The organism is Natrinema sp. 74 (genome assembly GCF_046097095.1).
Taxonomy (GTDB): Archaea; Halobacteriota; Halobacteria; order Halobacteriales; family Natrialbaceae; genus Natrinema.
Map to the genome: position 1 here is coordinate 1,445,537 of NZ_CP175698.1, position 25,232 is coordinate 1,470,768.

Genomic DNA, 25,232 nt, shown 5'->3' on the forward strand with positions numbered 1-25,232 from the left:
GCGGGGACCGACGCGGCGAACTGGCGACGGATAGATCGGGGCGACGCGATCGGATGGGGTGGCGGCGGGTCTCGGGGAGCCGATAGTCTCGCCGCCGCTTGCCAATTAATGCGATCCGTTACCTATAGCTTTACAATGCTGTATCCGATCATGAGTGATATGGAGTACCACGACTCCGAGAAGGCGAAGGAGGTTGCGGGTCGCGTAGCGGACTTCATGGACGAGGTCGTCATCCCGCGCGAGCGCGAGGCACTCGCCACGGGCGAGGAGATCACGATGGACGAGATCCACGACATGTGGGATCTGGCCAAGGAGCGAGACCTGTTTGCGCCACAGGTGTCCGAGGAGTACGGCGGGCAGGGACTGGACTTCAGCGACATGCTGCCCTCGTTCGAACAGGTCGGCCGCTCGCTGATCGGCGCGCTCTCGATCCGGGCGAACGCACCTCAGGAGGGCAACATGCACACCTTGGAGTTCGCCGGGACCGAAGACCAGAAAGAGGAGTACCTCCGCCCCCTCGTCCAGGGCGACATCTCCTCGGCGTTCGCCATGACCGAGCCGAAAGTCGGTGCCGGCTCGGACCCGAAGATGCTCCAGAGCACCGCCGTCAAAGACGGCGACGAGTGGGTCATCAACGCCCACAAGTGGTGGACCTCCGACGGACTCGACGCCGACTTCTACTTGCTGATGGCGCGGACCGATCTGGACGCCCACCCCTACGAGGGCACCTCGATCATCCTCGTTCCGCGTGACGCCGATGGCGTCGAAGTTCAGCGGAACATCCCCCATTTGGGCGGCCATGGGATCACCGAACGCGAGGGCGGCCACGCCGAGGTGAAGTTCGACAACGTCCGCGTCCCCGTCGAGAACACCATCGGCGAGGAAGGCGAGGGGTTCCGTATCGCCCAGCTCCGACTCGGCGGCGGCCGCCTCACCCACTGCATGCGCTACTCCGGGATGGCCGAGCGCTCGCTCGATATCGCGAAAGCCTACCTGCAAGAGCGCGAGGCTTTCGGCTCGAAACTCGAGGAGAAGCAGGCGCTGCGCCACCGCATCGCCGACGCCGAGACGCGCCTGCACGCCGCGCGAACGATGGTCCGCCACGCAGCGCGCGAACTCGACGAAAGCGACGCCCGCATCGAGGTCGCGATGTCGAAGATGTTCACCGCGAACGTCACTAACGAGACTATCGACCTCGCGCTGCAGTGCTGTGGCGGCAACGGGATCGGCAAGGACCTGCCAATCGCGCACTTCTACGAGAACGTCCGCGCGTTCCGCATCGTCGACGGGGCCGACGAGGTCCACCGTCGCTCGATCGCCCGCTGGGCCTTCGAGGACGTCGACGAGACCGAAATCGAGAACACCCTGCAGTTCGACGAGAACCTGCGAATCGACGCCCTCGACGAGTAGCCGACCACGTTCTTCCGTTCTCTCGTTCTCTAGCTCTCTCGTTCGACGGCTCGCCGAGCGACGCACGGCTCGAGAAGCGCCTCGCTGTCCCCAGCGATCGCACCGAGCCGCGATCACCGTCACCGGCGGGAGAGACGCGCTCTGGGCCACCCACAGCTATATATGGTCGGCTGCCAATGAATGGCATACATGAGCGGAGATACGACGCGACGCGCCTCGGAAGACGTGAGTCTGGAAAACATCCGCGAGGCGTCGGACGCGGTGGAGAAGTCAACGCTTGCGATAACCGTCGAGAAGACCGTCGAACGGTGGCGAACCGTCAGCTCCATCATTGTGCTGGCAGCCACCAGCGTCATGCTGTACCGCATGGATGGCTACCTGTCGATCGATTCGCAGGTGTTCGGCGGCATCACCATCCTCCTGTTGCTCTACTTCCTCACGACGCTCCGGACGGACGTCAGCCTCGAGTGATCGAGGCCGCGTCGGCCCCCTCATCGCCGGCGGAGGGGCAGGTATTTTGTACGCGCTAGCGAATGGGTTCGCCATGAACGGCGAGGCGGTCGCACCGTGATCGACTGGAAATTAGACGCCTTCCTCCCGACCGAACGACAACCGGCACCGGTACTCGAAACCGCAGACGACCGCGACGTGGTGCTCGCTCGCGGCGCTGCAGCGGCGATCGACCTGTTCGTCTGCTACGTCTTCCTCGAGATGCCTGCGATCTACGTCGCGAGCGTGGCGTTTGGCGAGACCTACGAAGCCCTCGGCGGCTACGTCGTCCTCCTCTCGTTGCTCGCGCTCTTTCCCGTTTTCGCCACCTATTCGTTCGTCCTCGAGTGGCGCTACGGCCGGACGCCGGGAAAAGTCAATCGCGGTCTGCTGGTCGTCACGGCCGACGGCCGCCCGTGTACCTACCGCGCCAGCGCCGTGCGGAATCTCCTCCTATACGTCGATCTACTCGGCGTTCCGCCGCTCGTGATCGGCCTCGTGACGGCGCTGGCGACTGACGGCCGTCGCCTCGGGGATCTCGCCGCCGGGACGGTCGTCGTTCGCACGACGCGTCCGCCAGACCACGGCGAGGGCGTGTCTGCGGACACAGACGCAAGCGCCGCCGCTCGAGCCGGCGAAAACCGAACGAACTGATCGTCACAAACAGCGACTCATACGGCCCACTGGAAGGCAGTTCCGGCACCCGCCGCGTTCGGGGGACGCCGGTACCCAGTGACACCAGCCCGTATCAGGCGATTCGAACGCCGGAGTCGGCGTCGAACAGCTGGATGTTATCCTGCTCGAAGACGAGTCCGTACTCCTCGCCGTTCCCCTCGAAGTCCGGGTCGGTGACGACGACGATCTCGCCGAACTCCGTCTCGAAGAAGCTGTGCGTCGAATCGCCCAGCGGCTCGTCGAGCAGATGCGTCGCCGGAACGCCGGCACCGGGGTCGTCGCTGACGCGGATGTACTGCGGCCGAAGGCCGACGCGGACGTCCTCGCCGGCCCAGCCCTCGAGGCCGTCGCGGGCGAGGTCGTACTCGTAGCTGCCGACGGCCAGTTCGGCGGTCCCGTTGACCGACTGGACGTTCCCCTCGAAGAACTGCGTCGAGGGCTGGCCGATGAACTGGCTGACGAACTGGGAGTCGGGTTCGTCGTAGATCTCCTTCGGCGGAGAGACCTGCTCGAGTTCGCCGTCGTTGATGACCGCGACGCGGTCGGACATGGTCATCGCCTCTTCCTGATCGTGGGTTACGTACAGCGTCGGACAGCCGATCTCGTCGGTCACCTTCTCGATGACCGGCCGCAGCTCGGCCTTGAGTTTGGCGTCTAAGTCCGACATCGGTTCGTCGAACAGGAAGACCTCCGGGTCGCGGACGAGCGACCGGCCGAGCGCGACGCGCTGTTGTTGGCCACCCGAGAGCTCCGAGGGCATCTTCTCGAGTTGGTCGGTGATCTGGAGCAACTCGGCCGCTTCCTCGACGCGGGCGTTCCGTTCTTCCTTGGAGAAGCCGGCGATCTTGAGGCCGTAGGCGATGTTCTCCTTGACGCTCATGTGCGGGTACAGCGCGATGTCCTGGAAGAGCAACGCGATGTTGCGCTCCTGGACCGGCTTGTCCGTCACGTCGCGGTCGCCGAACGTGACCGTGCCGCTCGTCGGCTTGTTCAGCCCGGCGACACAGCGAAGCGTCGTGGTCTTCCCACAGCCCGAGGGGCCGACGAGCGTCACGAACTCGCCGTCCTCGATGGTCAAGTCGACGTCGTCCACGGCGACGATTTTGTTACCCGATTCCTCGTATACCTTCGTCAGATTCCGGATTTCGATGTCTGGCATATGTTGTCGTGTTAGTTGTGAATGGTGGTCGGAATTCGATACGTTCTCAGAGCGCTCTGACCTGGAACCCCTTCAGCAGGTAGCTCTGCATGAAGTAGGCGAACAGCAGCGGCGGCAGCGTCATGGCCAGCGAGACCGCCATCAGGTAGGCGTCCGGCAGGAACTGCGACTGGCTCATCTCCCGAAGGATGCCGGGGGCGAACGTCGTGGTTTCGGTCGACGGGAGGAGGATCTGTGCGAACGTGAAGTCGTTCCAGGCCAGCGCGAAGGCGAACAGGGCCGCGGCGATGATCGCCGGTCGGCACTGGGGCACGACGACGTCGCGAAAGCCCCGCCAGCGCGAGGCTCCGTCGACCCACGCGGCCTCCTCGTGGGCCTCCGGGATCGTCATGATGTACTTCCACATCAGCCACACTGCGAAGGGCATGGAGATCGCCGACAGTGCGATGATGAGCCCGACGCGGGTGCCAAGCAGCCCGAGGCCCCGCCAGATCTGGTAGAGCGGAATGCCGATGACAATGGGGCTAAAGAGGTAGCCGATCAGGAGGACTCGCGCGAAATTCTCCTTTTGCGGGAAGTCCAGCCGCGCGAGCCCGTAGCCGGCGATCAGCGAGATGGCGATGACCGTGACGATGGTCCCGATGGCCACCACGGTCGTGTTGAAGATGTACGTGTATATCTTCGGGTCGGTGAGGATGGTGAAATTATCGAGGGTGAATATGTCTGGCGTGGGGAAGGCGGTGACCGTGCCTTCGACGATCCTGTACTCGGTGAAGGCGAGCTGGGCCATCCAGTAGATCGGCCAGACACCGACGAGAACGATGATCGCGGTGCTGACGAGTTTCAGCGCTTCGAAGACGTGACTTTCGCGGTCGTATGAGAGGCCGAAGACGCCTCCCGGGGGTTCGCTCTGACTCATGCCGTCGTTTCCACCTCCTCGCTCGGATTGAAGACCATGAAGTAGCCGATCGCCGCCGCGAGCAGGAAGAGGAACATAACGACGGAGATCGCGTTCGCAAGTCCGTACGCCTGATCGGTGTAGACCGTCTTGTACGCGAGCACGGGGAGCGTAGTCGTTGCGTTGCCGGGCCCGCCCTGCGTGAGCTGCCAGATAATGTCGAACTTGTTGAACATGAAGACCGACCGGAGCAAGACGACGACCAGGATGATCCCCATGAGACGCGGCAGCGTGATGTCCCGAAACATCTGCCATCGGTTCGCGCCGCACACCTTCGCCGCCTCGTAGAACCGGTTCGGGATCGCACGTAGCTGCGCGAGCGTGAAGATGGTGATGAAGACGGAAAACTTCCAGGTACCGATGAGGATCAACAGGGGCATCGCCCACTGGCGCGACCCCAGCGGTGCCTCACCGGCCGCCCACAGACTCAGCCACTCGGCACCCATCATCTGAAACACGCCACCCTGCGGGTCGAACACCCGAAGCGCGATCAGCGAGACGATGATCGTCGGGATCAGGTAAGCCGTAAAGACCACTGCAGTCAGCAGCTTCTGTCCGTACGTGATCCGGTTTAGCACGAGCGCCATCCAGAGGCCTACGGCGAGTTGGATGAGCGTGCTGCCAACCATGTAGATGATCCCTCGCCACAGCGAGCCCCAGAACCGAGAGAGTTCAAGGACCGCCGAGTAGTTCGAGACGCCGGCCCACTCCCAGACGGGGTTGAGCGTGTGGATGTTGTGCAACGACGCCCAGAACGCAAAGCCGATCGGGAGCAACGCGATTAGTATGTACAGGGCGACGACCGGCAGGACGGTCCCGATTCCGGCGATCGTCTCCCGGCTCACGGGAAGGTCGTCCCACGGGATATACGCCCCGTGCGGTCGAACCGATTCACCAGTTTTCCCGGCCATAGTTAGCTCTCCTCTGCATCCGTGTCTATCAATCTCATGGTCATCCGTGTGCGATTCTCTCCGTCCATGTATGTTAATCTCACGGTTGTTCGTGTAGGTTACGTTCCGCACCGCCCGGTTCAAACGGGAGATGGATAGAGCCGCGGTCGGCTATCCGAACTGTTCCTGTGCGTCCGCGAATGCACTCTCGAGTTGGCCGTAGCCCCAGTCGTAGGCTTCCTGTACGGTCATCGAGTTAGTGACGACGCGGTTGACCATCTCTCCGTAGAACCACTGGCGCTGCAGGTACAGCGCCACGGGCGAGGAGATGTTGGCCGCGTCGACGCTGCCGTAGTGGTTGCCCCAGATCTCGTTTTGCACGTACTGTAGTTTCTCGAGCAGGTGGGGGTGGGCCTGCATGATATCTTGGTTCCGGAACGCATCGGAGCCGAGCACGTCGGCGTAACTCGGCAGGAACCGCCCTGGGTCCGCCGCGTAGAACTGGACGGTCTTCTCCATGCTGTCGGCGTAGAGCCACTTGAACCACTCTTTGGCCCCCTGCGTGTTCCCACCGTTCGCGAAGACGTGGTAGCCGTCGGGTGCCGGGGCGGACAGCCAGTTCTCGTTCTTGTCGATGTTCCCCCACGTCGGGTACGCCCTGACCTGCGTGGCCTTGGCCAGCCCGCGCAAGGCGTCGCTGTCCTGGGCCTCGGCCTGTGCCGCGGTGAGCCCGATCGGCCAGGCGTTGAGGTGGTACTGCTGGGCGTACTGTCCCTGAAGCCACCCGCTGAGCGACTTCGACCAGCCGATGCTGGTCGGGTCGGGCGAATACTGCGCGAGATCCTTCATATACTGTAACACCGTGGTCACCACGTTCTCGGGGAAGTGGATCTCGAGTTCGTTCTGGGCCTCAGGATCTTTCCAGCGAATGCCGAGCCCGGAGATGCCCGCACTCGAGAGGAGAACCTGGAACTCGTCTTGGCTCTTACCGGTCGGCATCCCCGCGAGCCCGTAGCCGCGCATGTCGGAGTACTGGCCGCCGGCCTCGTCGATCGCCTTGGCGTTGTCGAGGACGTCTTGGAAGGTCTGGGGTTCCGACAGACCGAGTTCGTCGTAGACGTCCTGCCGGTACACGAAGTCAGAGACGTACACGCCGTGGGGAACCTGATAAATCTCGTCGCCCCCGAGGAACGCCCCGCCGACGTTCAGTTTTCCGTTGACCTCCTCGATCGACGAGACGACGTCGCCGACGGAGCTGAGCTGCTCGGTCGCCCAGATGTCCGCTACCTGGTCGAACGTGGAGGTGTTCGCGTCCGGCGGATTGCCCGCCTGGATCAGGCGGGCAAGCCGGCCCTCTTGTGTACCGGACATCCCGCCGTTCTCGATGTTCATGGAGTGGTCGGTATTGCTCTCGAACTGTGACTCCATCTCACTCCACAAGCCCTCCCAGGAGCTGTTGTAGTAGTCCGTGATGAAGTGTATCTCGTTGTTCCCACCACCACCGCCACCGATACACCCTGCCATCGCTGCGGTGAGTCCTGCACCAGCACCCGTGAGTACTCGACGCCTGTCGATATTGTCCCATGTCATTGGTACACAATCACTCTTGTCCATTGCTACCATCCAAGCACAGCCACATAAACGTTCACGTTTTTTCCGGATAATGTATGGGGCTGTTTTTAGCTCCGACCCGTTTCGGCCGCTGCTGTAAGTCATCACACGGATGTCTCATCGCCCGAACGACACGCACAATCGGGCCGAATCGTGAAAGACGAGAGCGGTCATCGAGGGTCGACGGTTTCGGACACCCACCCCGTGGCACCGTCGGGCTTCGGGCCGTCCGTTTCGGGAATCTGAAGCGTGCCGTCGGCATCGCGGGCCCGGACGATCACCTCGTGGCTTCCCGCCGCCCCGTACTCGTAGCGCCACTGCCGCCAGACGTCGTCGCCCGGAAGCGGCTCGGACAACTCGGCGTCGTCCCACGTGTCGCCGCCGTCGGTTGAGACCTCGACGGCCCCGATGCCTCTGGTGCCGGCGTAGGCGTGTCCGGCCACCTCGAAGCGCCCGCTTCCGAGGTGGTTCGTTTGCCAGAGTTTGGCCACGGTGTGGACCGGGCCGGTGCCGTGCCAGCCCCGGTGCTCCCAGTAGCCCATTGTCTCCTCCTCGCGGACCTCGATCTCGGTCAGCCACTTCACGTTGATCTCGCCCCAGTGTCCCGGGACGAGCGCGCGAACCGGAGCGCCGTGTGCCCGCGGCAGCGAGCGCCCGTTCATCCGATAGGCCAGCAATCCCGGCCACAGCGCCTCGAGCGGGAACTCGTTGTAGTAGCCGTCGGCCCCGTGAAGGACGACGTAGTTGCCCTCGGGACCCGCCGCCTCGAGCAGCTTTCGGACGGGCACGCCGCTCCAGAGGGCGGTGTCCAGTTGTCGCCCGTTGAGTTGATCCCCGACGCAGCGCAGCGTGACGAACCGATCCTCGATAGCCATGGTCTCGAGATCGGCGAAGTCGTACTCCGCCGCCTCCGCGACGGCCCCCGTGATCGAGAGCGTCCACTCCTCGCGGTCGACGGCGGGATCGACGTTGCCGATGTCGACCTGGTAAAAGTTCGTGCTGACAAGCGGCTCGAGCCCCTCGACGGCGAGCGACCGGTCGTTGGCCCGCTCGAGCAACGTTTGCACCGCTGGCCGGGCATCCTCGGGGATATCGAACGGAGGCGGGAACGACGTCGTACCGGTGCCACGAACGAAGAGTCCGAGCGCGCTCGAGCCGATCGCCGCGCCGACGGCCCCGAGGACGCGCCGCCGCCCGAACGAGTCGACTGCGGCGTCTCCTTCCGCGAGGAGGCCGATCCCGACCGTTACGAGTGCCACGAGCCCGGCCCCGGCGGCGGCTCCGGCGCTCGAGGCCGGCGACCCTGTCAGTCCGAACGCAACGGCGGCCGGAAGGGCCGTTCCGACGAGCACGCCGACGGCGGTGGAAACGGAACCCGGGCGAGAGATCGCGCCGACGACAGGCGGGCCGTCAAGGAGGATCGCGACGCCGGGCAGGGCCGCGAGCCCGAGGACGGCACACGTCAGTGCGATGGCCGTCAGGAAGGCCAACCGATGACCGAGCGGTCCGAGAACGGTGATCGCGACGGTCACGAGCGCGTCGGGGCTGTGGGTGATGACGAAGCGGTCGATCGGCGTCACGACGAACGCCGGCCGTCGGCCGACGGACAGATACGAGCCCCCCACTGCGGCGAGTCCCGCGGCGAGTGCCACGGCGATCGGTGGGAGCCACGGGCGGACGCGGGCGGCCCACTGCTTCCGTGTGGGAGACATTGTGTCACAATATGGTGTGGACGGTTATGAACGCTTCGCGACCGGCGGTCGTGTCGCAGTTTCGCGGTCGAGTTGGCAGCTCCAACGATGGAATCTGCCGGTCGATCGGCCCTCAGTCCGCTTTCACCCTCGAGCGGGTGACCTCGGGGTTTCGCAAGAGCGGCAGCGAGACGATCGTCAGGCAACTCAACACGAGCACCGCACAGAGGAGGTACGTCAACTGGTAGCCAAACCAGCTATCGACGGCCGGAATCGCCAGCAGCGGCCCGAGGCTGAGGCCGATGTCGCCCATCACCTGATAGGCACCCCCCATCCGGCCGAGTTCGTCGCCGGGCGTGAGATCGCCCATGATCGCCAGCAGCGACGGCGCAGCCGCGCCCATCCCGCCCCCGATGAGGACGATCGCGCCGAGTAGCGCCTCGATCGTCGGGACGGAGGCGATGATCAGAAACCCCGCCGCCATCGACAGAAACGCCGGCACCGTCAAGACCGTCCGATCGTCGACCAGATCCGACGCCCAACCGGTGACGATCGTCAGCGACCCCGTAGTGAGCACGCCCAGTCCCATCACGATGCCGCTGATCCCGGCCGCGTCCAGAAACGACAGCTCGAGGCCGGTGGCGCTCGCGTAGCTCGCGAGCGTCGAGAGGATGACGCCGCCCCAGAGGAACCGCACGGCGAAGTTCCCGTAGCCGACGAGGACGACGGTCGGATTGCCGGCCAGCAGAGAGGGGACTTCGCGGAGGCTCACCGACCGGCTCTCCGAGCCCGCGCCCGCGTGGACGTCCGGCAGGACGAGCGTCGCGACGATCCCCGCGAGCAACGCGAGTCCGCCGGCGGCGAGAAACGCCGTCTTCATGTTAGCGAGGTCGGTCAGGATGCCGCCGAGGATGAGCCCGGTCGGGAAGCCAAGCGACTGACCGCCGCGCATGTAGCCGACCCATCGGCCCCGGTTGTCGGCCGTCGTAACGTAGGTGACCGTCGCGAACGCGCCAATGAAGACGAACGCGCTGCCGACGCCCCAGAACAGCCGCGCCAGAACGAAGACGACGCCCGGGAGCGAGACGCTCCCGAGTATCGCCACCGTGCCGAGCTCGAGTGGCGGCGTATGGAGGCCGACGACGTAGCCGAATGGGGCCAGCGCCTGGGTGAACAGGCCGACGATCATCGGTTTGCGCGAGCCGTACCGGTCGATGATCGTCCCCGCGGGCGTGTTCATCACCAACCGCGCGATGCGGTTGGCCGAGAGGATCACGCTCAGCATGACCGCGCTGATCACCAGCTTCTCGTCTAACAGCGGCAGCGTCGGGAACGCGACCCCCGTCGCCACGCCACCGAAGAAGATGCCGGCGATGACCGCGAGCGCGATCGTCCGGATCTCTCCGTTCGAATACGTGGAGTCGGCGGTCTCGTCAGTCATCGGTCATCCAGGCGGTCGCCGGAGTCGTTCGCGACCCGGGCGGCGTCGCACTCCGTCCGGCAACCCCTCGAGCGGCCCGTCGCGTACGTCCCGTCACGACTCCAGCCCGCGTTCCTCGGCGAACTCGTCTCGCAGTGCCGTTTTGCGGATCTTTCCGCTGCCGGTCTTCGGGAGTTCGCTGCGGATCTCGACGACTCGAGGGTGCTTGTAGGGGGCGAGCTCCCCGAGGACGTACTCCTCGACGTCGTCGTCGGTCAGTTCCACGCCCTCCGTCGGCGTGATCGCGGCCGCGACGGTCTCGCCGCGGCGCTCGTCAGGGAGCCCGAAGACCGCGGCCTCGTGGATATCGGGGTGCTCGTAGAGCAGGTCCTCGACTTCGCGCGGGTACACGTTGTAGCCCGCGGTCAGGATCATCTCCTTCTCGCGGCCCTTGATGTAGTAGTAGTTGTCCTCGTCACGCATGCCGATGTCGCCCGTGCGGAAGTAGCCGTCCTCGGTGAACGCCGCCTCGTTCGCCTCGGGGTTCTTGTAGTAGCCTTTCATCACCTGCGAGCCGGCGATGAGGATCTCGCCCTCCTCGCCCGCGCCGAGTTCGTTCCCCTCCTCGTCGACGACCTTCGAGCGCGTGTGGCCGACCGGCTGGCCGACGCTCCCGGGTCTGTTGCCCAGCGACGACCACCGAATCGTGTGGCTCGTCGCGGTCGTCTCCGTGAGGCCGTACCCCTCCGAGAGCGGCACGTCGAACGCCTCCTCGAACCGCTCCTGAGTCGGTTTCGGGAGCTTGTCCCCGCCCTGCCCCGCCTTGATCAACGTCGACAGGTCGTACTCGTCGGGGTCGTGGGCCTCGAGCAGGTCGACGAACATCGCGGCGACGCCGGTAAAGGCCGGGATGTCGTGCTCGTCGAGTTTCTCGAGGACCAGTTCCGGGTCCCACTGATCGGGCCGGAGCAGGTGCAGCGTCCGGCCGGCACACAGCGAGGCCATCATCTGAATCATCCCGGTGATGTGGTACATCGGCAGGACGATGATCCCGTCGCCCTCGATCGGGCCGGCGCTGTAACTCGAGACGCTCTGTGCGATCTGGACCCGGAAATTGCGGTGGGTTAGCAGGACGCCCTTCGGTTTCCCCGTCGTCCCCGAGGTGTAGGGCTGGAGCAACACGTCGTCGTCCTCGCGGTCGACGATCGCCGGGTCGGCGTCGGCCGCGCCGAGGTCGGGCAGCGACCGGAAGTCGCCGCCGGCCGTCGCGCTGACGATGTCCGTCTCGAGGTCGGCGACGGCCTCGACGACGTGGTCGTCGGGCTCGCCCTCGACGAGGACCGCCTCGGCGTCGGCGTGCTCAAGCTGGTAGGCGATCTCCCGGCGGCGGTACTCGGGGTTCAGCGGGCTCGCGATGATCCCGGCGTGACAGCAGGCCCAAACGGCGGTACAGAACGGAATCCCGTTCGGCATGTAGAGCCCGACCCGATCGCCCGCTTCGAGGCCGAGTTCCCGGAGGCTGTCGGCGAACTGCGCGACGCGGTCGCCAAAGTCGCGGTAAGTGATCATTTCCCCGGCGTGTTCGATCGCGATCGTCTCGGGCTGGTCTGCCACCGCTCGCTCGAGTAGATGGGCGACGTTTCCGTCGTACGGTGCCGCGAAAAGCGTCTCCGCGGGAACGACATCGAGTTCCATGTGCCCCGCGTTTGTCGCTGGGGATGAAAAATATACGGGTGGTGGTAACAGAGGACGTGTTTCGGTCTCACGAGCGACACGTCTCGGCCCCAATCGGGCTACTCTCCGAGACGCGGCAGTCCCTTGATCTCGACCGTTTCGCCGACCATATACGAGGAAGCCGGGCTGGCGAGGAACTGCGCGAGGTCGGCGACCTCCTCGGGTTTACCGATGGTGCGATCCGGCGTGTCGCGGGCGATCTCCTCGGCATCGTCCTCGACACCCATCTGGGTGCGGACGCCCTCGGTCGCGACGAGGCCGGGCGCGATGCAGTTGACCCAGATGTCGTCTTCGGCCCAGTCGGCCGCCGAGGAGGTGGTGAAGTTGACGACGCCGGCCTTGGCCGCGCCGTAGTGACTCATCGTCTTCGAGCCGCGAGTGCCCGCGACGCTAGCGAAGTTGACGATCCGACCGCCGCCGTCGTCGCGCATGTACTCGACGGCGAGTTGCGAGCAGTGGAAGGTGCCGTGGAGATTGATGTCGACGATGGTCTTCCAGCCGTTCTCGCTGATCTCCGAGGGCGGGGCCTGAAAGCTCGCCCCCGCGTTATTGATCAGGATATCGAGGCCGCCGAACTCCTCGACGGTCTCATCGATCATCTCCTGGACCGCCTCGCGGTCGGTCACGTCGCACTCGATCGCCAGCGCCTCGCCCGGCCGGTCGCTCTCGTTGATTGCGTCGGCGACCGGCTCGACGTTCTCCAGTTCCCGCGAAGTGACGACGACGTTCGCCCCGTCGTCGGCGAACCGCTCGACGATCATTTTCCCGATCCCGCTCGAGGAGCCCGTGACGATCGCCGTCTGGCCCGCGACGCTGAACTGGTCGGTCGTCATCGCCGCCCCTCCGTCCGCGTAGTGATCCCTACAGCCGATACTCCTATCCCAAGAGTGACACTGTCTGACATTCGCGTCTACGGGTTCATCGACGGACAGCATAAGCCATTCGACCAGAACGAGGGGATCGCTCGAGTCGATGAATCCGGGATCGGGGACAGCGCCCGAAGAGACTGACTACGTGCGGTCGGCGCGCGCTAGGGCGCGGTTGGCCATCGGCGAACCGCGGTCCGAAATTGCGCGAGGGATGAGCGAGCGGTGCGAGGCCGAACGGAGTGAGGCCTCGAACGCGAACGGTGACGAACGGAACCGTGAGCAGCGAGCGAATCGGCTGGGGAGGACGTGGAGAGCCCTCGTGTCCACGTGAGCAAGACGTTCGGTCTGCTCGAGACGGGCGTGGATGGGCATCGATCGCGACTACCCAGAATACGATCGATCGAACCGAGTTCCGAGAGAGGTACTGTTATGCCGATCGTGCCCAAACCGTCGTGGCGATGAACGGCGGAGACGGCCCCGACCGACAGCGCAGGACGACCGAACGACCGGCGACGCTCGGCAGCGACCCCGCGGAGGTGACTCGAGATGCCAACTAGACCGCTCGAGGAACTCGAGGCGATGGTCGGGGACACCCGCGTCACCGTCGAGGAGTTCCGCGTCGAGGCCGGCAAGGTCGAGGAGTTCGCGCGTGCGATCACGGCCGATGACCCGGTCTTCCGCGACGAGGCGGCGGCCGCCGAGCGGGGCTACGACCACGTCCCCGCGCCGCTGACCTACAGCCAGGTCGGCCGGTTCCCGCGGTACACGCCCGCAGACGTCGACGGGAAGGGCTTCGAGCTGGGCTTTCAGCCCGAGTACGTCCTCCACGGCGAGCAACACCACGAGTACGAGCGCCCGATGGCCGTCGGCGACGTGCTCGAGGGGACGACCACGCTCGCGAACGTCTTCCAGCGCGAGGGCGGTCGCGCGGGCACGATGACCTTCGCCGTCCTCGAGACCGAATATCGGAATCGGGACGGCGACCTCGTGTTGACCGATCGCTCGACCGCGATCGAGACCTCGGGCGCGGTCGACGACGACGCCGGCGATGAGGAGAGCGCCGAAAGCGAGGCGGACGACGCCTCGAGCAAGTCCACTGCACCCGCGGCAAACGGCGGCACCGCCGCGGCCGAGGCAGCGGTCCCGCCGGCGACCGTCGACAAGTTCGATCACGTCCGCGCCCTCGCCGACATCGCGGTCGGCGATACGGGTCCCACGGTCGTCGTCGAGGATCTCGACCGCCAGCAGTTCGTGAAGTACGCCGGCGCGAGCGGGGACTTCAATCCGATTCACTACGACGAGCCCTACGCCACGGCCGCGGGCAACGAGAGCGTCTTCGGCCAGGGGATGTTCACCGCCGGCGTCGCCTCTCGGGTTGTCGCGAACTGGTTCGAACTGCGGGACATCGCCAGTTTCGGCGTCCGGTTCCAGTCGCGGGTCTTCCCCGGCGACACCGTCGTCGCCAGCGGCGAGGTCGTCGACATCGACGAGGGCGACGGAACGGTGGAAACGGAACTCGAGGCGTGGACCGACGACGGCGAGACGCTGCTCACCGGCACGGCGACGGCCGACCTCGAGTAGCCACCCGCGCGCTGTTTTCGAGACGAGCACGCGAGCGCACTTCCCGAGCAAGCAGCGCGGCGCTCGCGCGCTCCTCCCGGCTTACTCCGGCGCGAACACCGGCATCGCAGCCTCGTCCGAAATCCGCCAGAACCGCACCGCGACGGGCATCCCGACCTCGAGGGCGTCGGGAGCGGCGTCGATCATCGCGAGAAGGCGCGGTCCCTCGGCGAGTTCGATCGCGCCGACGACGTACGGCGTTCGATCGCCGAAGCCGGGTTCGCCGGGGACGTGGCAGACGGTGTAGGTGTAGATCGTCCCGACGCCCTCGCTTTCCTCGAACGGCGGGTCTTCTGCGCCGCAGTCGGTACAGATCGCCCGCGGGTAGAGCTGGCGGTGACCGCACTCACACTCCTGATATAGCAGGTCGCCCTCGAGCGTCGCCTCCCAGAACGGTTGCGTCGCGCCGGACGGGACGGGAACCGGTCCCTCCGGAGGACGACGGTGCTACTCGAGGACAGCACGCCGCCGGTGCCGTGGGCGACCGCGACCTCGGCGTCGTCGACCTGGCGCTCGCCCGTATAGTCGCCCCGCAGCTGGCGGACGGCCTCGATGAGGACGAAGACGCCGAAGTGGCCGGGGTGACAGTAGGAGAGCCCGCCGCCTTGCGTGTTCATCGGCAGTTCGCCGCCGGGAGCGGTCGTCCCACCCGAGACGAACGCGCCGCCCTCGCCCTTTTCACAGAAGCCCAGGTCCTCGAGGGTGACCAGCGCGGTGTAGGTAAACGAATCGTATAGCTGGGCGACATCGACGTCGTCGTGGGAGATTCCGGCTTGCTCGAATGCCTTCGGACCCGTGACCGCCGCGCCGGTCGTCGTCATATCGGGCATCTCGCTTACGTCCTGGCGGTGCGTGCTCGTCGAGGCGACGCCCGCGACCGAGATCGGCGGCACGCCGAGTTCGCGGGCCTTCTCCTCGGAAACGAGGACGACCGCGCCGCCGCCGTCGGAGACCAAACAGCAGTCCAGCAGGGTGAACGGCTCGGCGATCTGCCGCGACTCGAGTACGTCGTCGACGGTGATCGGTTCCTGCTGGGCCGCTTTGGGATTCATCGACGCCCACTCGCGGGTCGCGACGGCGATCTCGGCGAGTTGCTCCTCGGTCGTGCCGTACTCGTGCATGTGCCGGCGGGCGGCCATCGCGTACGCGCCCGGCGGCCGGAACAGGCCGGTGGGCCGAACGAAGCCGTCGATCGGATGCGTGACCTCGAGCGACCGCTCGTCGCTCGGGCCGGTCTTGCTCGTCGACCCGTAGGCGACGACCACCACGTCGGCCTCGTCGCGGGCCATCGCGTCACGAACGTGGCCACAGAAGTGCTCGAACGACGAGCCGCCGATCTCGGTGCCCTCGAGGAACGAAGGCTCCTCGAGATCGAGGTACTCCGAGAGGAGCAGCGCCGGCATGTAGTCGTCGCCGCCGGCGACCGCGACGCCGTCGACGTCCGCGAGGGGACAGCCGGCGTCCTCTAAGGCGCGGACGGTCGCGATCGCCGCGTTGTCGAGCCAGTTTCGGTCGGGGGTCTCGCCGAGATCGCTCTCGGCGACGCCCGCCAGGATCGGTTCAGCCACGGGTGTCCCTCCGTCTCACGGACCGTGTCATCGTCTTCCCGATATCGGAACCGGACGCAAATAGATTGTGGTAGGAGGCACCAATGAACGTGGTTTCCGAATCGTGCAGCCACAGCCCCGGAGACACATGGATACTGTTTTATATTATTCCATGATAGCATGGCCCATGGATTTGGCACATGTTAGCGAGGCTGCCAGCGCCGGGAACGTCGCGCGACTCCACGACGAGACGGTGCGCCACCACGGCGATGCGCAGGCGATCGAGTACCACGGGCAGACGCTGACCCACGGGGACCTGCAGGCCGCGAGTTCGCGCTTTGCCGGCGGGCTGGCCGACCTCGGAATCGAACCCGGCGACGTGATACTGCAGTACCTGCCGAACTGTCGGCCGTACCTGATCGGCGCGCTCGGCGCGTTCAAAGCCGGCGCGATCGTCTCGCCGGTCAACCCGCAGTACCGCAAACGCGAACTGACCTACCAACTCGAGGACACCGAAGCTACGGCCGTGTTCACTCACATCGCCTTGGAGCCCCACCTCGAGGAAGCGCTCGCGGCCATCGACTGGGACCCGGAAGTCATCTCGGTGGACACCGACAGCGAGGGAGTCCACGCCTTCGAGGACGTCCGCGGCGAGGAGACGTTCGTCGAGCGGGCCGACGACGACGTGGCGCTGTTGCCCTACACGTCGGGAACGACGGGGAAACCGAAGGGCGTCCAGTTGACCCACCGCAACTTCCGTGCCCAGATGTTCTCGGTGCTCTCCCAGGAGCAGGCGCTCGACGACGAGGATGTCAAGAGTCTCGTCTGGCTGCCGCTGTACCACATCACCGGCTTTACCCACACCGCGTGGCAGCCGCTCATCCGGGGCGGCAGCGTCTACCTGCGGAGCGCGGCCAACTGGGACGGCGACGCCGCGATGGCGTTGATCGAGGAGGCAGGCATCACCCACTACGTCGGCGTTACCGCGATGTACGTCGACATGGTCAACAGCGAACAGTTCGGCGAGTACGACCTGACCAGCCTCGAGTCAGTCGGCGAGGGCGGCGCGAAGATGTCCGTCGCAGTCCAAGAGGAGTTCGAGGAGACCGCAGGCGTCGAGATGGCCGAGGGGTACGGATTGACCGAGACCAACGGCGCGACCCACTCCCAACAGGGATCGACGTTCGGCCTGAAACACGGGACGATCGGCCAGCCGACCCGGATGACCGAGGCCACGATCATCGACGATAGCGACGAGACGGTCGCCATCGGCGAGGAGGGCGAACTGCTCGTTCGCGGCCCGCAGGTGATGAAGGGCTACCACGGGATGCCCGAGGCCACCGAGACGGCGTTCACCGAGGACGGCTGGTTCCGCACCGGCGACATCGCCCGCCGCGATGCCGACAACTACTACGAGATCGTCGACCGCAAAAAGCACATGATCAACTCCGCCGGCTACAACATCTACCCCAGCGAGCTCGAGGAACTGCTGGCCGAACACGAAGCCGTCGCGGAGGGCGCGGTCGTCGGGATTCCGGACGAGCGCCGCAACGAGGTACCGAAAGCCTACGTCGTCACCGCACCGGGCGTCGAGCCCGGCGAAGACGTGACCGCCGAAGAGCTCAAAGAGTACGTTCTCGACAACGTCGCCTCCTACAAGCACCCCCGCGAGATCGAGTTCATCGACGAACTCCCGCGGACCACGAGCGGGAAGATCCAGAAGTACAAGCTCGAGGAAGGAGATGAGACCGAGGAATCGAACGAGACCGAAGATGCCGAGGACTCGGAGGACGACTGACTCGTGACGATCGTCGTCAGCCCGCACATCCTCTCGGGCGGCGGGCCGCGGCTGGTCGCGGCGATCCGTGAACGCCGGCCAGACATCGACCTCGAGCACGTCGAGGACGAGGACGAGCTCTCGGCGGCCGTCGACGACGCCGAGGTGTTCGTCACCCACCGGCTCCCCGACGCGGTGCTCGAGGCCGCCGGCGACCTCAAGTGGGTGCAGGCGCTGAGCGCGGGCACCGACATCTTCGATCACGACGCGCTGGCCGACCGCAGCGTGGCGCTGACGAGCGTCTCGGGGATCCACGCGAAGCCGATCGGCCAGCAGGTGCTGGGCTACCTGCTGCACTTCGAGCGCGGCTTCGACCGGGCGGTCGCCCAGCAACGCCGGCGGGAGTGGGAGCGGTACACGGGCGGCGAACTCGGCGACCGCACGGTCGGTATCGTCGGCGTCGGCGCGATCGGCTCGACAGTGGCCGAGTACTGTCGGCCCTTCGACGCCCGCGTGATCGGGACGAAACGGGACCCGACCGACGCGCCCGAGGCCGTCGACGAGATTTACGGGTCGGACGCCCTCGAGTCCGTCCTCGAGGCGAGCGACTACCTCGTGCTCGCATGCCCGCTGACCGACGAGACGCAGGGACTGATCGACGCAGACGCCCTCGCGACCCTCCCGGACGATGCCGTGCTAGTCAACATCGCCCGCGGGCGAGTCGTCGACCAGTCCGCCCTCGTCGACGCGCTCGAGACGGACGAACTCGGCGGGGCCGCGCTGGACGTCTTCGAAGAGGAGCCCCTCCCCGAGGAATCGCCGCTGTGGGACCGCGACGACGTGCTCGTGACCCCTCACATGGCCGGCAGCACGCCCCATTACTGGGAGCGCTGCGCCGACGTCTTCCTGCGAAACTACGACCGGTTCCGCGAGGGCGAGGCCCTGGAGAACCGCGTCGTCTGAGTAGGGCGGGGGGTTTTCGTGGGGCGGTTTCCGCTCGAGCGGACCGCACCGCGGCCATAGATTGAAGCCCCGTCACGTCGACTGTCAGGTATGTCAGATCTTCGCATTGACGCGATGGTGCCCGGCCTATCGACCGACTCCGGCGACGCGGCTGCCCGCGCCGAGGAACTCGGGTTCGACGGCGTCTGGACGCCCGAGATGGACAACGACGCGTTCCTTCCCCACCCGTTGATCGCGGACCGGACCGACGAGATCCAGCAGGGGACGCGCATCGCGCTGTCGTTTACCCGCAGTCCGATGGCACTGGCCTACACCGCCTGGGACCTCGCCCGATACTCCGACGGCCGGTTCGTCCTCGGTCTCGGCACGCAGGTCAAGGGCCACAACGAGCGGCGCTTCAGCGTCGACTGGGAGTCGCCCGGGCCGCGGCTGCGCGAGGTCGTCGAGTCCCTCCGGCACATCTTCGACGTGTTCCAGGGCGAGGACGACTTAGACTACGAGGGCGAGCACTACTCGTTCTCGCTGATGACGGACAACTTCAATCCGGGGCCGATCGACCACCCCGACGTGCCCATCTACATCGCGGGCGTCAACGAGTACAACATTCGGCTCGCGGGCGAGCTCTGCGACGGGCTCGACATGCACGTCTTCAACACCCCCGGCTACACCGACGAGGTCATCGCTCCCACCGTCGCCGAGGGGGCCGACCGCGGGGACCGCTCGCTCGAGGACGTGTCGCTCTCGGCGAGCCCGTTCGTCGTGACCGGCGAGACCGAAGCCGAGCGCGAGCGGTCCCGCGCGGAGGTTAAGCGGCGAATCGCCTTCTACGGCAGCACGCGGACCTATCACGACGTGCTCGACCACCACGGCTGGCGCTCCGTCGGCGAGGAGCTACACGAACTCTCGAAAGAGCAGCGCTGGGACGAAATGACCGACCTGATTACCGACGAGATGGTGGCGACGTTCGCGATCGAAGCGCCGCCCGAAGCGTTACTCGCGGAGGCCGAGGACGTCTACGGCGGCATCGCCGACCGCGTCGTCCTCCCGCTCGATCACGGCGAGGCCTTCCTGACCGAGTAGTGGCGGACCCCGTCACGCTCTCTGTACTGCACCCGATCGCGGCCCTCAAGCGTGCCGAGCGCGCCGAGCGTGTCGAGCAACTGCGCCGGATACCGGACCTCGCCGGCGCGGTGGCGGGTGACCTCCATCGGCGTCGCGGGGCCGACGCTCGCGACCGCCTCGAACGTCTCGCCCGCGAGCGACTCGAGCGCGGAGCGCGTGCCCTCGATGGCACCCTCGTAGTCGGTGAAGACCGGCCCGTGGCCGGGGTAGACCCGGTCGATCTTACGGCCCTCGAGGCGGTCCATCGCGCGGTGGAACGCGTCGACGGCGTCGTAGGCCCCGTAATCGATGCCGACGTGGATCGCGCCGGGCCGGAACGGCTCGATGAGCGCGTCGCCGCTGAACAGCGCGCGCTCGCCGTTCAGGTCCGTCGCGAGGCTCGCGTGGTGGATCTGGTGACCGGGCGTGTGCAGGGCCTCGAACTCGCGGCCCGCGACGGTAAACGGCTCGCCGAACTCGAAGGCGACGGCCTCATTGGGCGCAAGCAACCGCCGATTGCGCTCCAGCGACGACTGGGCGCGTTCGACCTCGCGGTCGATCGCCTCACCGCGGTAGCCCGCCGAGCGACCGACCTCGCGGACGCCGTCGGCGAGGTCGGCCGCGTCGCGCTCGAGTTGCTCGAGGACGGGTCGGGAGGCGTACACCGTCGCGCCGGCCTCGCGCAACAGCGGCACCTGCCCGATGTGGTCGCTGTGCGGATGGGTGACGACGACCGCCTCGACGTCCTCGCGGTCGTACCCCTTCGCGGCCAGCCCCTCGCGGATGGTCGCTTCGGCGCGGTCTTGCGGATCGCCGGCGTCGATCAGGATCGGGACTGGTTCCTCGACGAGGTAGGCCGCGGCGTGTTTCGGCGGCCACTCGATATCGAAGTCGAGCCTGGAAACCTGCGTCGTAACGGCTGTCGTCCGCTGTTCCGTCGGATCGTCCATCGTCGACTCTCAGATGAGTTCGCGGGCGATCGTCCGTTTCTGGATCTCGTCGGTCCCCTCGAAGATGCGGAAGACGCGGGCCGAGCGGTAGTTGCGTTCGATCGGGAGCTCCTTCATGAAGCCGGCCCCACCGTGGACCTGCATGGCGATATCGGCGGCGTCGTTCGCCAGCTTCGCGCCCCGGAGTTTGGCCATCGACTCCTCCTTGCGGGCGCGCTCGCCGTTGTCCATCTTCCAAGCGGCGTAGCGATAGAGCTGGCGGACCTGCTCGATGTCCGTCGCGAGTTCGGCCAGTTGAAACGAGATCCCCTGCCGGTGACCGATCGGTTTGTCGAACGTCTCCCGGTCGCGGGCGTACTCGACGGACATGTCGAGCAGGAACTGCGCCGTCCCGACGGAGCCGGCGGCGATGTTGATCCGGCCGCCGCCGATCCAGTCCATCGCGGACTGGAAGCCCTTGTCGACCTCGCCGAGCACCTGCTCCTCGCCGACGCGGCAGTCGTTGAAGTACAGTTCGGAGTGCGTCCCGGGGGTCATCCCCATCGCGCGGTGGATCGTGCCCACCTCGAAGCCGGGGTTGTCGTCGTCGACGAGGAAGCACGTGATGCCGCCCAGATCACCGTCCTCGCCGCTCGTGCGAGCGAACACCATCGCGAAGTCGGCGTACGGACCGTTCGTGATGTAACACTTCTGTCCGTTGATCACCCACTCATCGCCGTCTTTCTCCGCCCGAGCGTCCATGTGGTGGGCGTCGCTGCCGTGACCCGGCTCGGTCAGCGCGAAGCAGGTCGTGATCTCGCCGTCCATCAGCGGCTCGAGGTACTGCTCGCGCTGTCGCTCGTCGCAGGCGAGCAGGATGGGGGTCGGCCCCCCCGCGCCGCCGAAAATCGAACTGTGAAAGCCCGGCGGCCGATTCGACATGTGCTCGCCGACGATCGCTCGCGTGAGGATATCGACGTCGCCGCCGCCGACCTCCTCGGGCATCGTCATCCCGTAGAAGCCGGCTTCGACGGACTTCTCGCGGATCTGCTCGACGATGTTGCGGTACTCGGGAATCTGTCGGTGCTCGTCGTCGACGATCTCTTTCTCGTAGTCAGCGTCGAGAAACTGATCGTACTCGTTCTCGAGGGGCGCGACCTCCTGTTCGATGAAGTCGTCGAGGGCCTTCTTGATCTGCACGGCTTCGGACGGTTCGCTGAAGTCCATAGCCAATGTCACATAACGTACTACTTAAACGTTACCGTGTGATTGACTTTCAATTAGCACGGAAACGAGCGATCGGCGGATATCGGCCAGCCCGGTGATGAACGCGGCGGAATTCGAACCGGCGAGATTTTTTCGTCCGAGGTTCGCGTTCAGCAGAGCGGAACAGTTTTGATCCGTTTCGTGGAATGAGTAGTATGGCAACACCGGACACGAACGGGGGAAGCCGGGTGGCGGCGGTGGTAAAGACCTTGGACATTCTCGAGGCGTTGTGGCAGGCTGGGGGTGCCGGGGTCACGGAACTCACCGAGCGAACGGGACTTGCAAAGAGCACGGTCCACGCCCATCTGACGACGCTTCGCTCGAAGGGATACGTCGTCCAAGAAGGCGACGAATACCGCCTGAGCCTCCGGTTTCTCTCCTTCGGCGAACACGTCAAACACGCCGAACCGCTATACGCCGCGTCCGAGACGCCGATCGACGAACTCTCGGCGGAAACCGGCCAGCGAGTGCTCTGTTCGACACATCAGAACGGGCTCGGGACGATCATCAACGTCAGCGAGGGGAGCCGATCGTTTACCAGCGACATCGACGTCGGTACGCACGTCTACCTCCACAGCTCGGCCGGCGGCAAAGCCATGCTCGCACACTTCACGGAGGAACGCGTCGACGCGATCATCGATCAGTGGGGCCTGCCCGCTTTTACCGAAAAAACGATCACGGACGGAGAAACCCTCTTCGACGAGCTCACGACGATTCGCGACGAAGGCGTCGCGTACAACCGCGGGGAGTACCTGCCCGGAATCAGTGCCGTCGGCGCGCCGATCCTCGACAACGACGGCACCGTCCACGGCGCGGTCACCGTCACTGGCCCCGAGCACCGACTCGAGAACGAGTGGGAGGAAAACGACCTTCGGACCAAGTTGCTGTCGACGGCGAACACGATCGAAGTGAACGTGATGTTTTCCTAACCGTTCGGCCCTGTTGAACGAGCGTGCACACTGCCAACATGATTCAATTGATGAGACTGCGTTCCCCACCGGGTCCGCGCGGGCGTAGGCCGGTACTCGAGCGATTATCGGCCACCACCGAATCCGTTCGCCCAACGAGAGTTACAATCATAGGGATGTAATCCAAAGGCGGTCGATCCGTTTGCGTGGGGGGTCCCGTCGCGTTCGAGACGAACGAACGGCGGCCCGACCGATCGGGCCCTCTCGCTCTCGCCCGCATCGCCGACGGAGTAGCGGAACACGCTTGCGGGCATCGACCGCTCGGGCGGTCACGGTCTGGCGGTCGCGCTCAGTCAGACGCGTCCGCTCGCTCGGCCATCATCGTCGCCGCCGTCTCCGCCCAGTCGCCGCGCACGAACCCGACCCCGACGACGAGCACCCACCACGCGTAGTTCAACACGATGCCCGCGTAGACGCCGGATAGGCCGTAGCCGGCGGTAATCGCGGCGAGATACGAAAAGGCGAGCAAGAACCCGAACGAACCGGTAAAGCGGGCGTAAAACGGCGTTCGCGTCTCGCCCGCGCCGCGTAGACACCCCGACAGCGGGAAGAACAGGCCGAAGGCGACCATCGAACCGCCGAAGACGCGAGTGAAGGTGACGGCGTACTCGAGCGTGGCCGCGTCGTCGGTGAACAGTCGAGCGATCGGCCCCGCACCGACGACGAGGACGGTCGCAGAGCAGGAGAGCGCGAGGAGGGACAGCGCGGTGATGGCAAGCCCCGCAAAGCGCGCATCGTCGGGCCGGCCTTCGCCGAGCGTCTGGCCGACGACGATACTCGCGGCGACGCTGGCCGAGCGATACAGCGGGCCGCTAAACTGCTGATAGGCCCGCCGACCGATGTAATAGGCGGCCGTCACCTCGGTCCCGAAGGTGAGCAGGAGGGCGTTAAAAGGGAAGTTCGCGAGCGAGGTGCTTAGTCCCTCGGCGAAGTTCGGCAGGCTGACCGCCACGAGCTGTCGTGTGATCACCGCGCTCTCTGGCCGAGTGAGGGAGAGCGCCGTCCGCTCGCTGGCAATCGCGACCGTCATCGCGACGGCCTCGAGCGTTCGGCCGATCGCCGTCGCCAGCCCGACGCCGACGATCCCGAGCGACGGGAGCGGGCCGAGACCCAGTCCCAGACCGACCGTCGCCGCGATATTGATGCCGTTTGCGGTGCCGTTGACGACCATCGGCGTCCGCGTGTCGCCGGTCCCTTGCAGCGAGCGCGCGCCGACGATACCGACGATACGCATCGGCGCGGCGGCGAAGATCAGCGCGAGATAGCGGCCGCTCATCTCGACGACCGCAGGATCGGCACCCAGCAGGGCGATCAGCGGCTCCGACAGCGTCAGTCCGGCGACGACCAGCGGCACCCCCATTAGAAATCCGATGCTAAGCGCCTGCGTGATCGCCTCGTCTCGAGTCGCCTCGGCACCGCGACCGGTGTCCTGGCTCGAGAGGGCGATCGCCCCCGTCCCGAGTCCGAGCCCGATCCGTAAAGGAAGCTGGGCGTAGAGGTCCGCCAGTCCAACCGCGGCGACGGCCGCCGGCGAGAAAACACCGGTGATCAGGATGTCGACCGTCCGCATCAGCGTGTTAAGCGTTTGCTGGACCGCGACCGGCCACGAGAGGGCGGCGGTCCGTCGCCACACGTCGCGGACCCGAACTCCGGAGTCGGCCATACGTCGTCCGAAAACGGGAACCTGACGGATCAAGGTGTTGATACGCATCCAAACGACGCGAGATCGGCGAAACCTACCACTATTAGAGGTAGATAATATATTCGATAGCTCCGGTAGGCGTTGATTCTCGCTGAGCAGCCGAAATCGATCTCGCTCGCCACACGAGGCACAGCGGGTCACTGCTTTCCGTTCCTTTCGGCGAATGAAACCGTCTCGTCCACGTTCTTCCGCGCCGAGGCTTTGGTTCGTCTCGTCCATCTTCGGGAAGACGTTCGGCGATACGTGATAGCGGTATCACGGCTCGAGCGGACGGTATCCGACGGCTTCGTCGTTCGAATTTCGCGGCCGTGGCTGTGACGACGAGGAACGACGCACGGCCGAGATAGATGTGTGTGAGTAGATAGTATCAGATATAAGTTGGCCTGTTTATGCTATCCGGAGCGACGCGATTGCAACGTCGCGACACAGTCGACAGTGGCGATTCGAGCCGCC

Annotated in this window: 19 protein-coding genes and 2 pseudogenes; 8 read left to right on the forward strand and 13 right to left on the reverse strand. The window is 65.7% G+C overall.

What is annotated here, in order from left to right; translation table 11 throughout:
* Positions 1–159: 159 nt before the first annotated feature.
* From ACJ70B_RS07230 to ACJ70B_RS07240, 3 genes are all read left to right on the forward strand, one after another.
* Complete coding sequence (locus ACJ70B_RS07230) at positions 160–1,410, forward strand: acyl-CoA dehydrogenase family protein (RefSeq protein ID WP_408959732.1); 1,251 nt, start codon at positions 160–162, stop codon at positions 1,408–1,410.
* Positions 1,411–1,599: 189 nt separating this feature from the next.
* Positions 1,600–1,881, forward strand: coding sequence for a hypothetical protein (locus ACJ70B_RS07235; RefSeq protein ID WP_408959733.1), 282 nt, complete (start codon positions 1,600–1,602; stop codon positions 1,879–1,881).
* A gap of 96 nt (positions 1,882–1,977) precedes the next feature.
* Positions 1,978–2,553 carry an RDD family protein gene (locus tag ACJ70B_RS07240; protein ID WP_408959734.1) on the forward strand — a complete coding sequence of 192 codons (576 nt, stop codon included), beginning with the start codon at positions 1,978–1,980 and terminating at the stop codon, positions 2,551–2,553.
* A 94-nt stretch (positions 2,554–2,647) separates the two neighbouring features.
* Here the strand turns inward: ACJ70B_RS07240 and ACJ70B_RS07245 are convergent, their stop codons facing one another.
* From ACJ70B_RS07245 to ACJ70B_RS07280, 8 genes are all read right to left on the reverse strand, one after another.
* Positions 2,648–3,733 carry an ABC transporter ATP-binding protein gene (locus ACJ70B_RS07245; RefSeq protein ID WP_408959735.1) on the reverse strand — a complete coding sequence of 362 codons (1,086 nt, stop codon included), beginning with the start codon at positions 3,731–3,733 and terminating at the stop codon, positions 2,648–2,650.
* 46 nt (positions 3,734–3,779) lie between these two features.
* Positions 3,780–4,652 (reverse strand): carbohydrate ABC transporter permease, encoded by an 873-nt coding sequence (locus tag ACJ70B_RS07250; RefSeq protein WP_408959736.1) that lies wholly within the window; start codon positions 4,650–4,652, stop codon positions 3,780–3,782.
* Positions 4,649–5,602 carry a carbohydrate ABC transporter permease gene (locus ACJ70B_RS07255; protein WP_408959737.1) on the reverse strand — a complete coding sequence of 318 codons (954 nt, stop codon included), beginning with the start codon at positions 5,600–5,602 and terminating at the stop codon, positions 4,649–4,651. The genes ACJ70B_RS07250 and ACJ70B_RS07255 overlap by 4 nt, the downstream gene beginning before the upstream one ends.
* A 150-nt stretch (positions 5,603–5,752) precedes the next feature.
* On the reverse strand, positions 5,753–7,105 hold the full coding sequence (locus tag ACJ70B_RS07260; protein ID WP_408959738.1) for an ABC transporter substrate-binding protein: 1,353 nt from the start codon (positions 7,103–7,105) through the stop codon (positions 5,753–5,755).
* A 257-nt stretch (positions 7,106–7,362) separates the two neighbouring features.
* A complete protein-coding gene (locus ACJ70B_RS07265) occupies positions 7,363–8,904 on the reverse strand; it encodes a molybdopterin-dependent oxidoreductase (protein WP_408959739.1) in 1,542 nt (513 codons plus the stop codon).
* A gap of 112 nt (positions 8,905–9,016) precedes the next feature.
* Positions 9,017–10,324: an MFS transporter gene (locus ACJ70B_RS07270; protein ID WP_408959740.1), complete on the reverse strand. Its 1,308-nt coding sequence runs from the start codon at positions 10,322–10,324 to the stop codon at positions 9,017–9,019.
* Between the two features lie 93 nt (positions 10,325–10,417).
* On the reverse strand, positions 10,418–11,998 hold the full coding sequence (locus ACJ70B_RS07275; RefSeq protein ID WP_408959741.1) for a class I adenylate-forming enzyme family protein: 1,581 nt from the start codon (positions 11,996–11,998) through the stop codon (positions 10,418–10,420).
* Between the two features lie 98 nt (positions 11,999–12,096).
* Positions 12,097–12,870, reverse strand: coding sequence for an SDR family NAD(P)-dependent oxidoreductase (locus ACJ70B_RS07280; protein ID WP_408959742.1), 774 nt, complete (start codon positions 12,868–12,870; stop codon positions 12,097–12,099).
* A 582-nt stretch (positions 12,871–13,452) separates the two neighbouring features.
* Here ACJ70B_RS07280 and ACJ70B_RS07285 point away from each other — a divergent pair.
* Positions 13,453–14,487 (forward strand): MaoC family dehydratase N-terminal domain-containing protein, encoded by a 1,035-nt coding sequence (locus tag ACJ70B_RS07285; RefSeq protein ID WP_408959743.1) that lies wholly within the window; start codon positions 13,453–13,455, stop codon positions 14,485–14,487.
* Positions 14,488–14,676: 189 nt separating this feature from the next.
* Here ACJ70B_RS07285 and ACJ70B_RS07290 read toward each other — a convergent pair.
* Together ACJ70B_RS07290 and ACJ70B_RS07295 are read right to left on the reverse strand one after the other, a co-directional pair.
* Positions 14,677–14,892, reverse strand: a pseudogene (locus tag ACJ70B_RS07290) (Zn-ribbon domain-containing OB-fold protein); the annotation flags it as partial.
* A 122-nt stretch (positions 14,893–15,014) separates the two neighbouring features.
* Positions 15,015–16,094: pseudogene (locus tag ACJ70B_RS07295) on the reverse strand (acetyl-CoA acetyltransferase); the annotation flags it as partial.
* 166 nt (positions 16,095–16,260) lie between these two features.
* Here ACJ70B_RS07295 and ACJ70B_RS07300 point away from each other — a divergent pair.
* The 3 genes from ACJ70B_RS07300 (at position 16,261) to ACJ70B_RS07310 (ending at position 19,893) form a co-directional block, all read left to right on the forward strand.
* Complete coding sequence (locus tag ACJ70B_RS07300; protein WP_408959744.1) at positions 16,261–17,871, forward strand: class I adenylate-forming enzyme family protein; 1,611 nt, start codon at positions 16,261–16,263, stop codon at positions 17,869–17,871.
* A gap of 3 nt (positions 17,872–17,874) precedes the next feature.
* Complete coding sequence (locus ACJ70B_RS07305; protein ID WP_408959745.1) at positions 17,875–18,813, forward strand: D-2-hydroxyacid dehydrogenase; 939 nt, start codon at positions 17,875–17,877, stop codon at positions 18,811–18,813.
* 90 nt (positions 18,814–18,903) lie between these two features.
* Complete coding sequence (locus tag ACJ70B_RS07310; protein ID WP_408959746.1) at positions 18,904–19,893, forward strand: TIGR03617 family F420-dependent LLM class oxidoreductase; 990 nt, start codon at positions 18,904–18,906, stop codon at positions 19,891–19,893.
* On the opposite strand, the gene ACJ70B_RS07315 is transcribed toward ACJ70B_RS07310, so the two are convergent.
* A complete protein-coding gene (locus ACJ70B_RS07315) occupies positions 19,866–20,864 on the reverse strand; it encodes an MBL fold metallo-hydrolase (protein WP_408959747.1) in 999 nt (332 codons plus the stop codon). The two genes, ACJ70B_RS07310 and ACJ70B_RS07315, sit on opposite strands and share 28 nt — an antisense overlap.
* Before the next feature lie 9 nt (positions 20,865–20,873).
* Positions 20,874–22,070, reverse strand: a complete 1,197-nt coding sequence (locus ACJ70B_RS07320; protein ID WP_408959748.1) for an acyl-CoA dehydrogenase family protein — start codon at positions 22,068–22,070, stop codon at positions 20,874–20,876.
* A gap of 194 nt (positions 22,071–22,264) precedes the next feature.
* On the opposite strand from ACJ70B_RS07320, the gene ACJ70B_RS07325 reads away from it, so the two are divergent.
* On the forward strand, positions 22,265–23,038 hold the full coding sequence (locus ACJ70B_RS07325; RefSeq protein WP_408959749.1) for an IclR family transcriptional regulator: 774 nt from the start codon (positions 22,265–22,267) through the stop codon (positions 23,036–23,038).
* A gap of 328 nt (positions 23,039–23,366) precedes the next feature.
* Here ACJ70B_RS07325 and ACJ70B_RS07330 read toward each other — a convergent pair whose 3' ends face one another.
* On the reverse strand, positions 23,367–24,740 hold the full coding sequence (locus tag ACJ70B_RS07330; RefSeq protein WP_408959750.1) for an MATE family efflux transporter: 1,374 nt from the start codon (positions 24,738–24,740) through the stop codon (positions 23,367–23,369).
* Between the last annotated feature and the right edge of the window lie 492 nt (positions 24,741–25,232).

What these genes read in the sequence shown, in the direction of transcription:
- ACJ70B_RS07230 (WP_408959732.1), top strand. Translation starts at nt 160, where the DNA reads ATGGAGTACCACGACTCCGAGAAGGCGAAGGAGGTTGCGGGTCGCGTA.
- ACJ70B_RS07285 (WP_408959743.1), top strand. Translation starts at nt 13,453, where the DNA reads ATGCCAACTAGACCGCTCGAGGAACTCGAGGCGATGGTCGGGGACACC.
- ACJ70B_RS07325 (WP_408959749.1), top strand. Translation starts at nt 22,265, where the DNA reads ATGGCAACACCGGACACGAACGGGGGAAGCCGGGTGGCGGCGGTGGTA.
- ACJ70B_RS07280 (WP_408959742.1), bottom strand. Translation starts at nt 12,870, where the DNA reads ATGACGACCGACCAGTTCAGCGTCGCGGGCCAGACGGCGATCGTCACG.
- ACJ70B_RS07300 (WP_408959744.1), top strand. Translation starts at nt 16,261, where the DNA reads ATGGATTTGGCACATGTTAGCGAGGCTGCCAGCGCCGGGAACGTCGCG.
- ACJ70B_RS07260 (WP_408959738.1), bottom strand. Translation starts at nt 7,105, where the DNA reads ATGGCAGGGTGTATCGGTGGCGGTGGTGGTGGGAACAACGAGATACAC.
- ACJ70B_RS07330 (WP_408959750.1), bottom strand. Translation starts at nt 24,740, where the DNA reads ATGGCCGACTCCGGAGTTCGGGTCCGCGACGTGTGGCGACGGACCGCC.
- ACJ70B_RS07255 (WP_408959737.1), bottom strand. Translation starts at nt 5,602, where the DNA reads ATGGCCGGGAAAACTGGTGAATCGGTTCGACCGCACGGGGCGTATATC.
- ACJ70B_RS07265 (WP_408959739.1), bottom strand. Translation starts at nt 8,904, where the DNA reads ATGTCTCCCACACGGAAGCAGTGGGCCGCCCGCGTCCGCCCGTGGCTC.
- ACJ70B_RS07250 (WP_408959736.1), bottom strand. Translation starts at nt 4,652, where the DNA reads ATGAGTCAGAGCGAACCCCCGGGAGGCGTCTTCGGCCTCTCATACGAC.
- ACJ70B_RS07270 (WP_408959740.1), bottom strand. Translation starts at nt 10,324, where the DNA reads ATGACTGACGAGACCGCCGACTCCACGTATTCGAACGGAGAGATCCGG.
- ACJ70B_RS07315 (WP_408959747.1), bottom strand. Translation starts at nt 20,864, where the DNA reads ATGGACGATCCGACGGAACAGCGGACGACAGCCGTTACGACGCAGGTT.
- ACJ70B_RS07320 (WP_408959748.1), bottom strand. Translation starts at nt 22,070, where the DNA reads ATGGACTTCAGCGAACCGTCCGAAGCCGTGCAGATCAAGAAGGCCCTC.
- ACJ70B_RS07275 (WP_408959741.1), bottom strand. Translation starts at nt 11,998, where the DNA reads ATGGAACTCGATGTCGTTCCCGCGGAGACGCTTTTCGCGGCACCGTAC.
- ACJ70B_RS07235 (WP_408959733.1), top strand. Translation starts at nt 1,600, where the DNA reads ATGAGCGGAGATACGACGCGACGCGCCTCGGAAGACGTGAGTCTGGAA.
- ACJ70B_RS07245 (WP_408959735.1), bottom strand. Translation starts at nt 3,733, where the DNA reads ATGCCAGACATCGAAATCCGGAATCTGACGAAGGTATACGAGGAATCG.
- ACJ70B_RS07310 (WP_408959746.1), top strand. Translation starts at nt 18,904, where the DNA reads ATGTCAGATCTTCGCATTGACGCGATGGTGCCCGGCCTATCGACCGAC.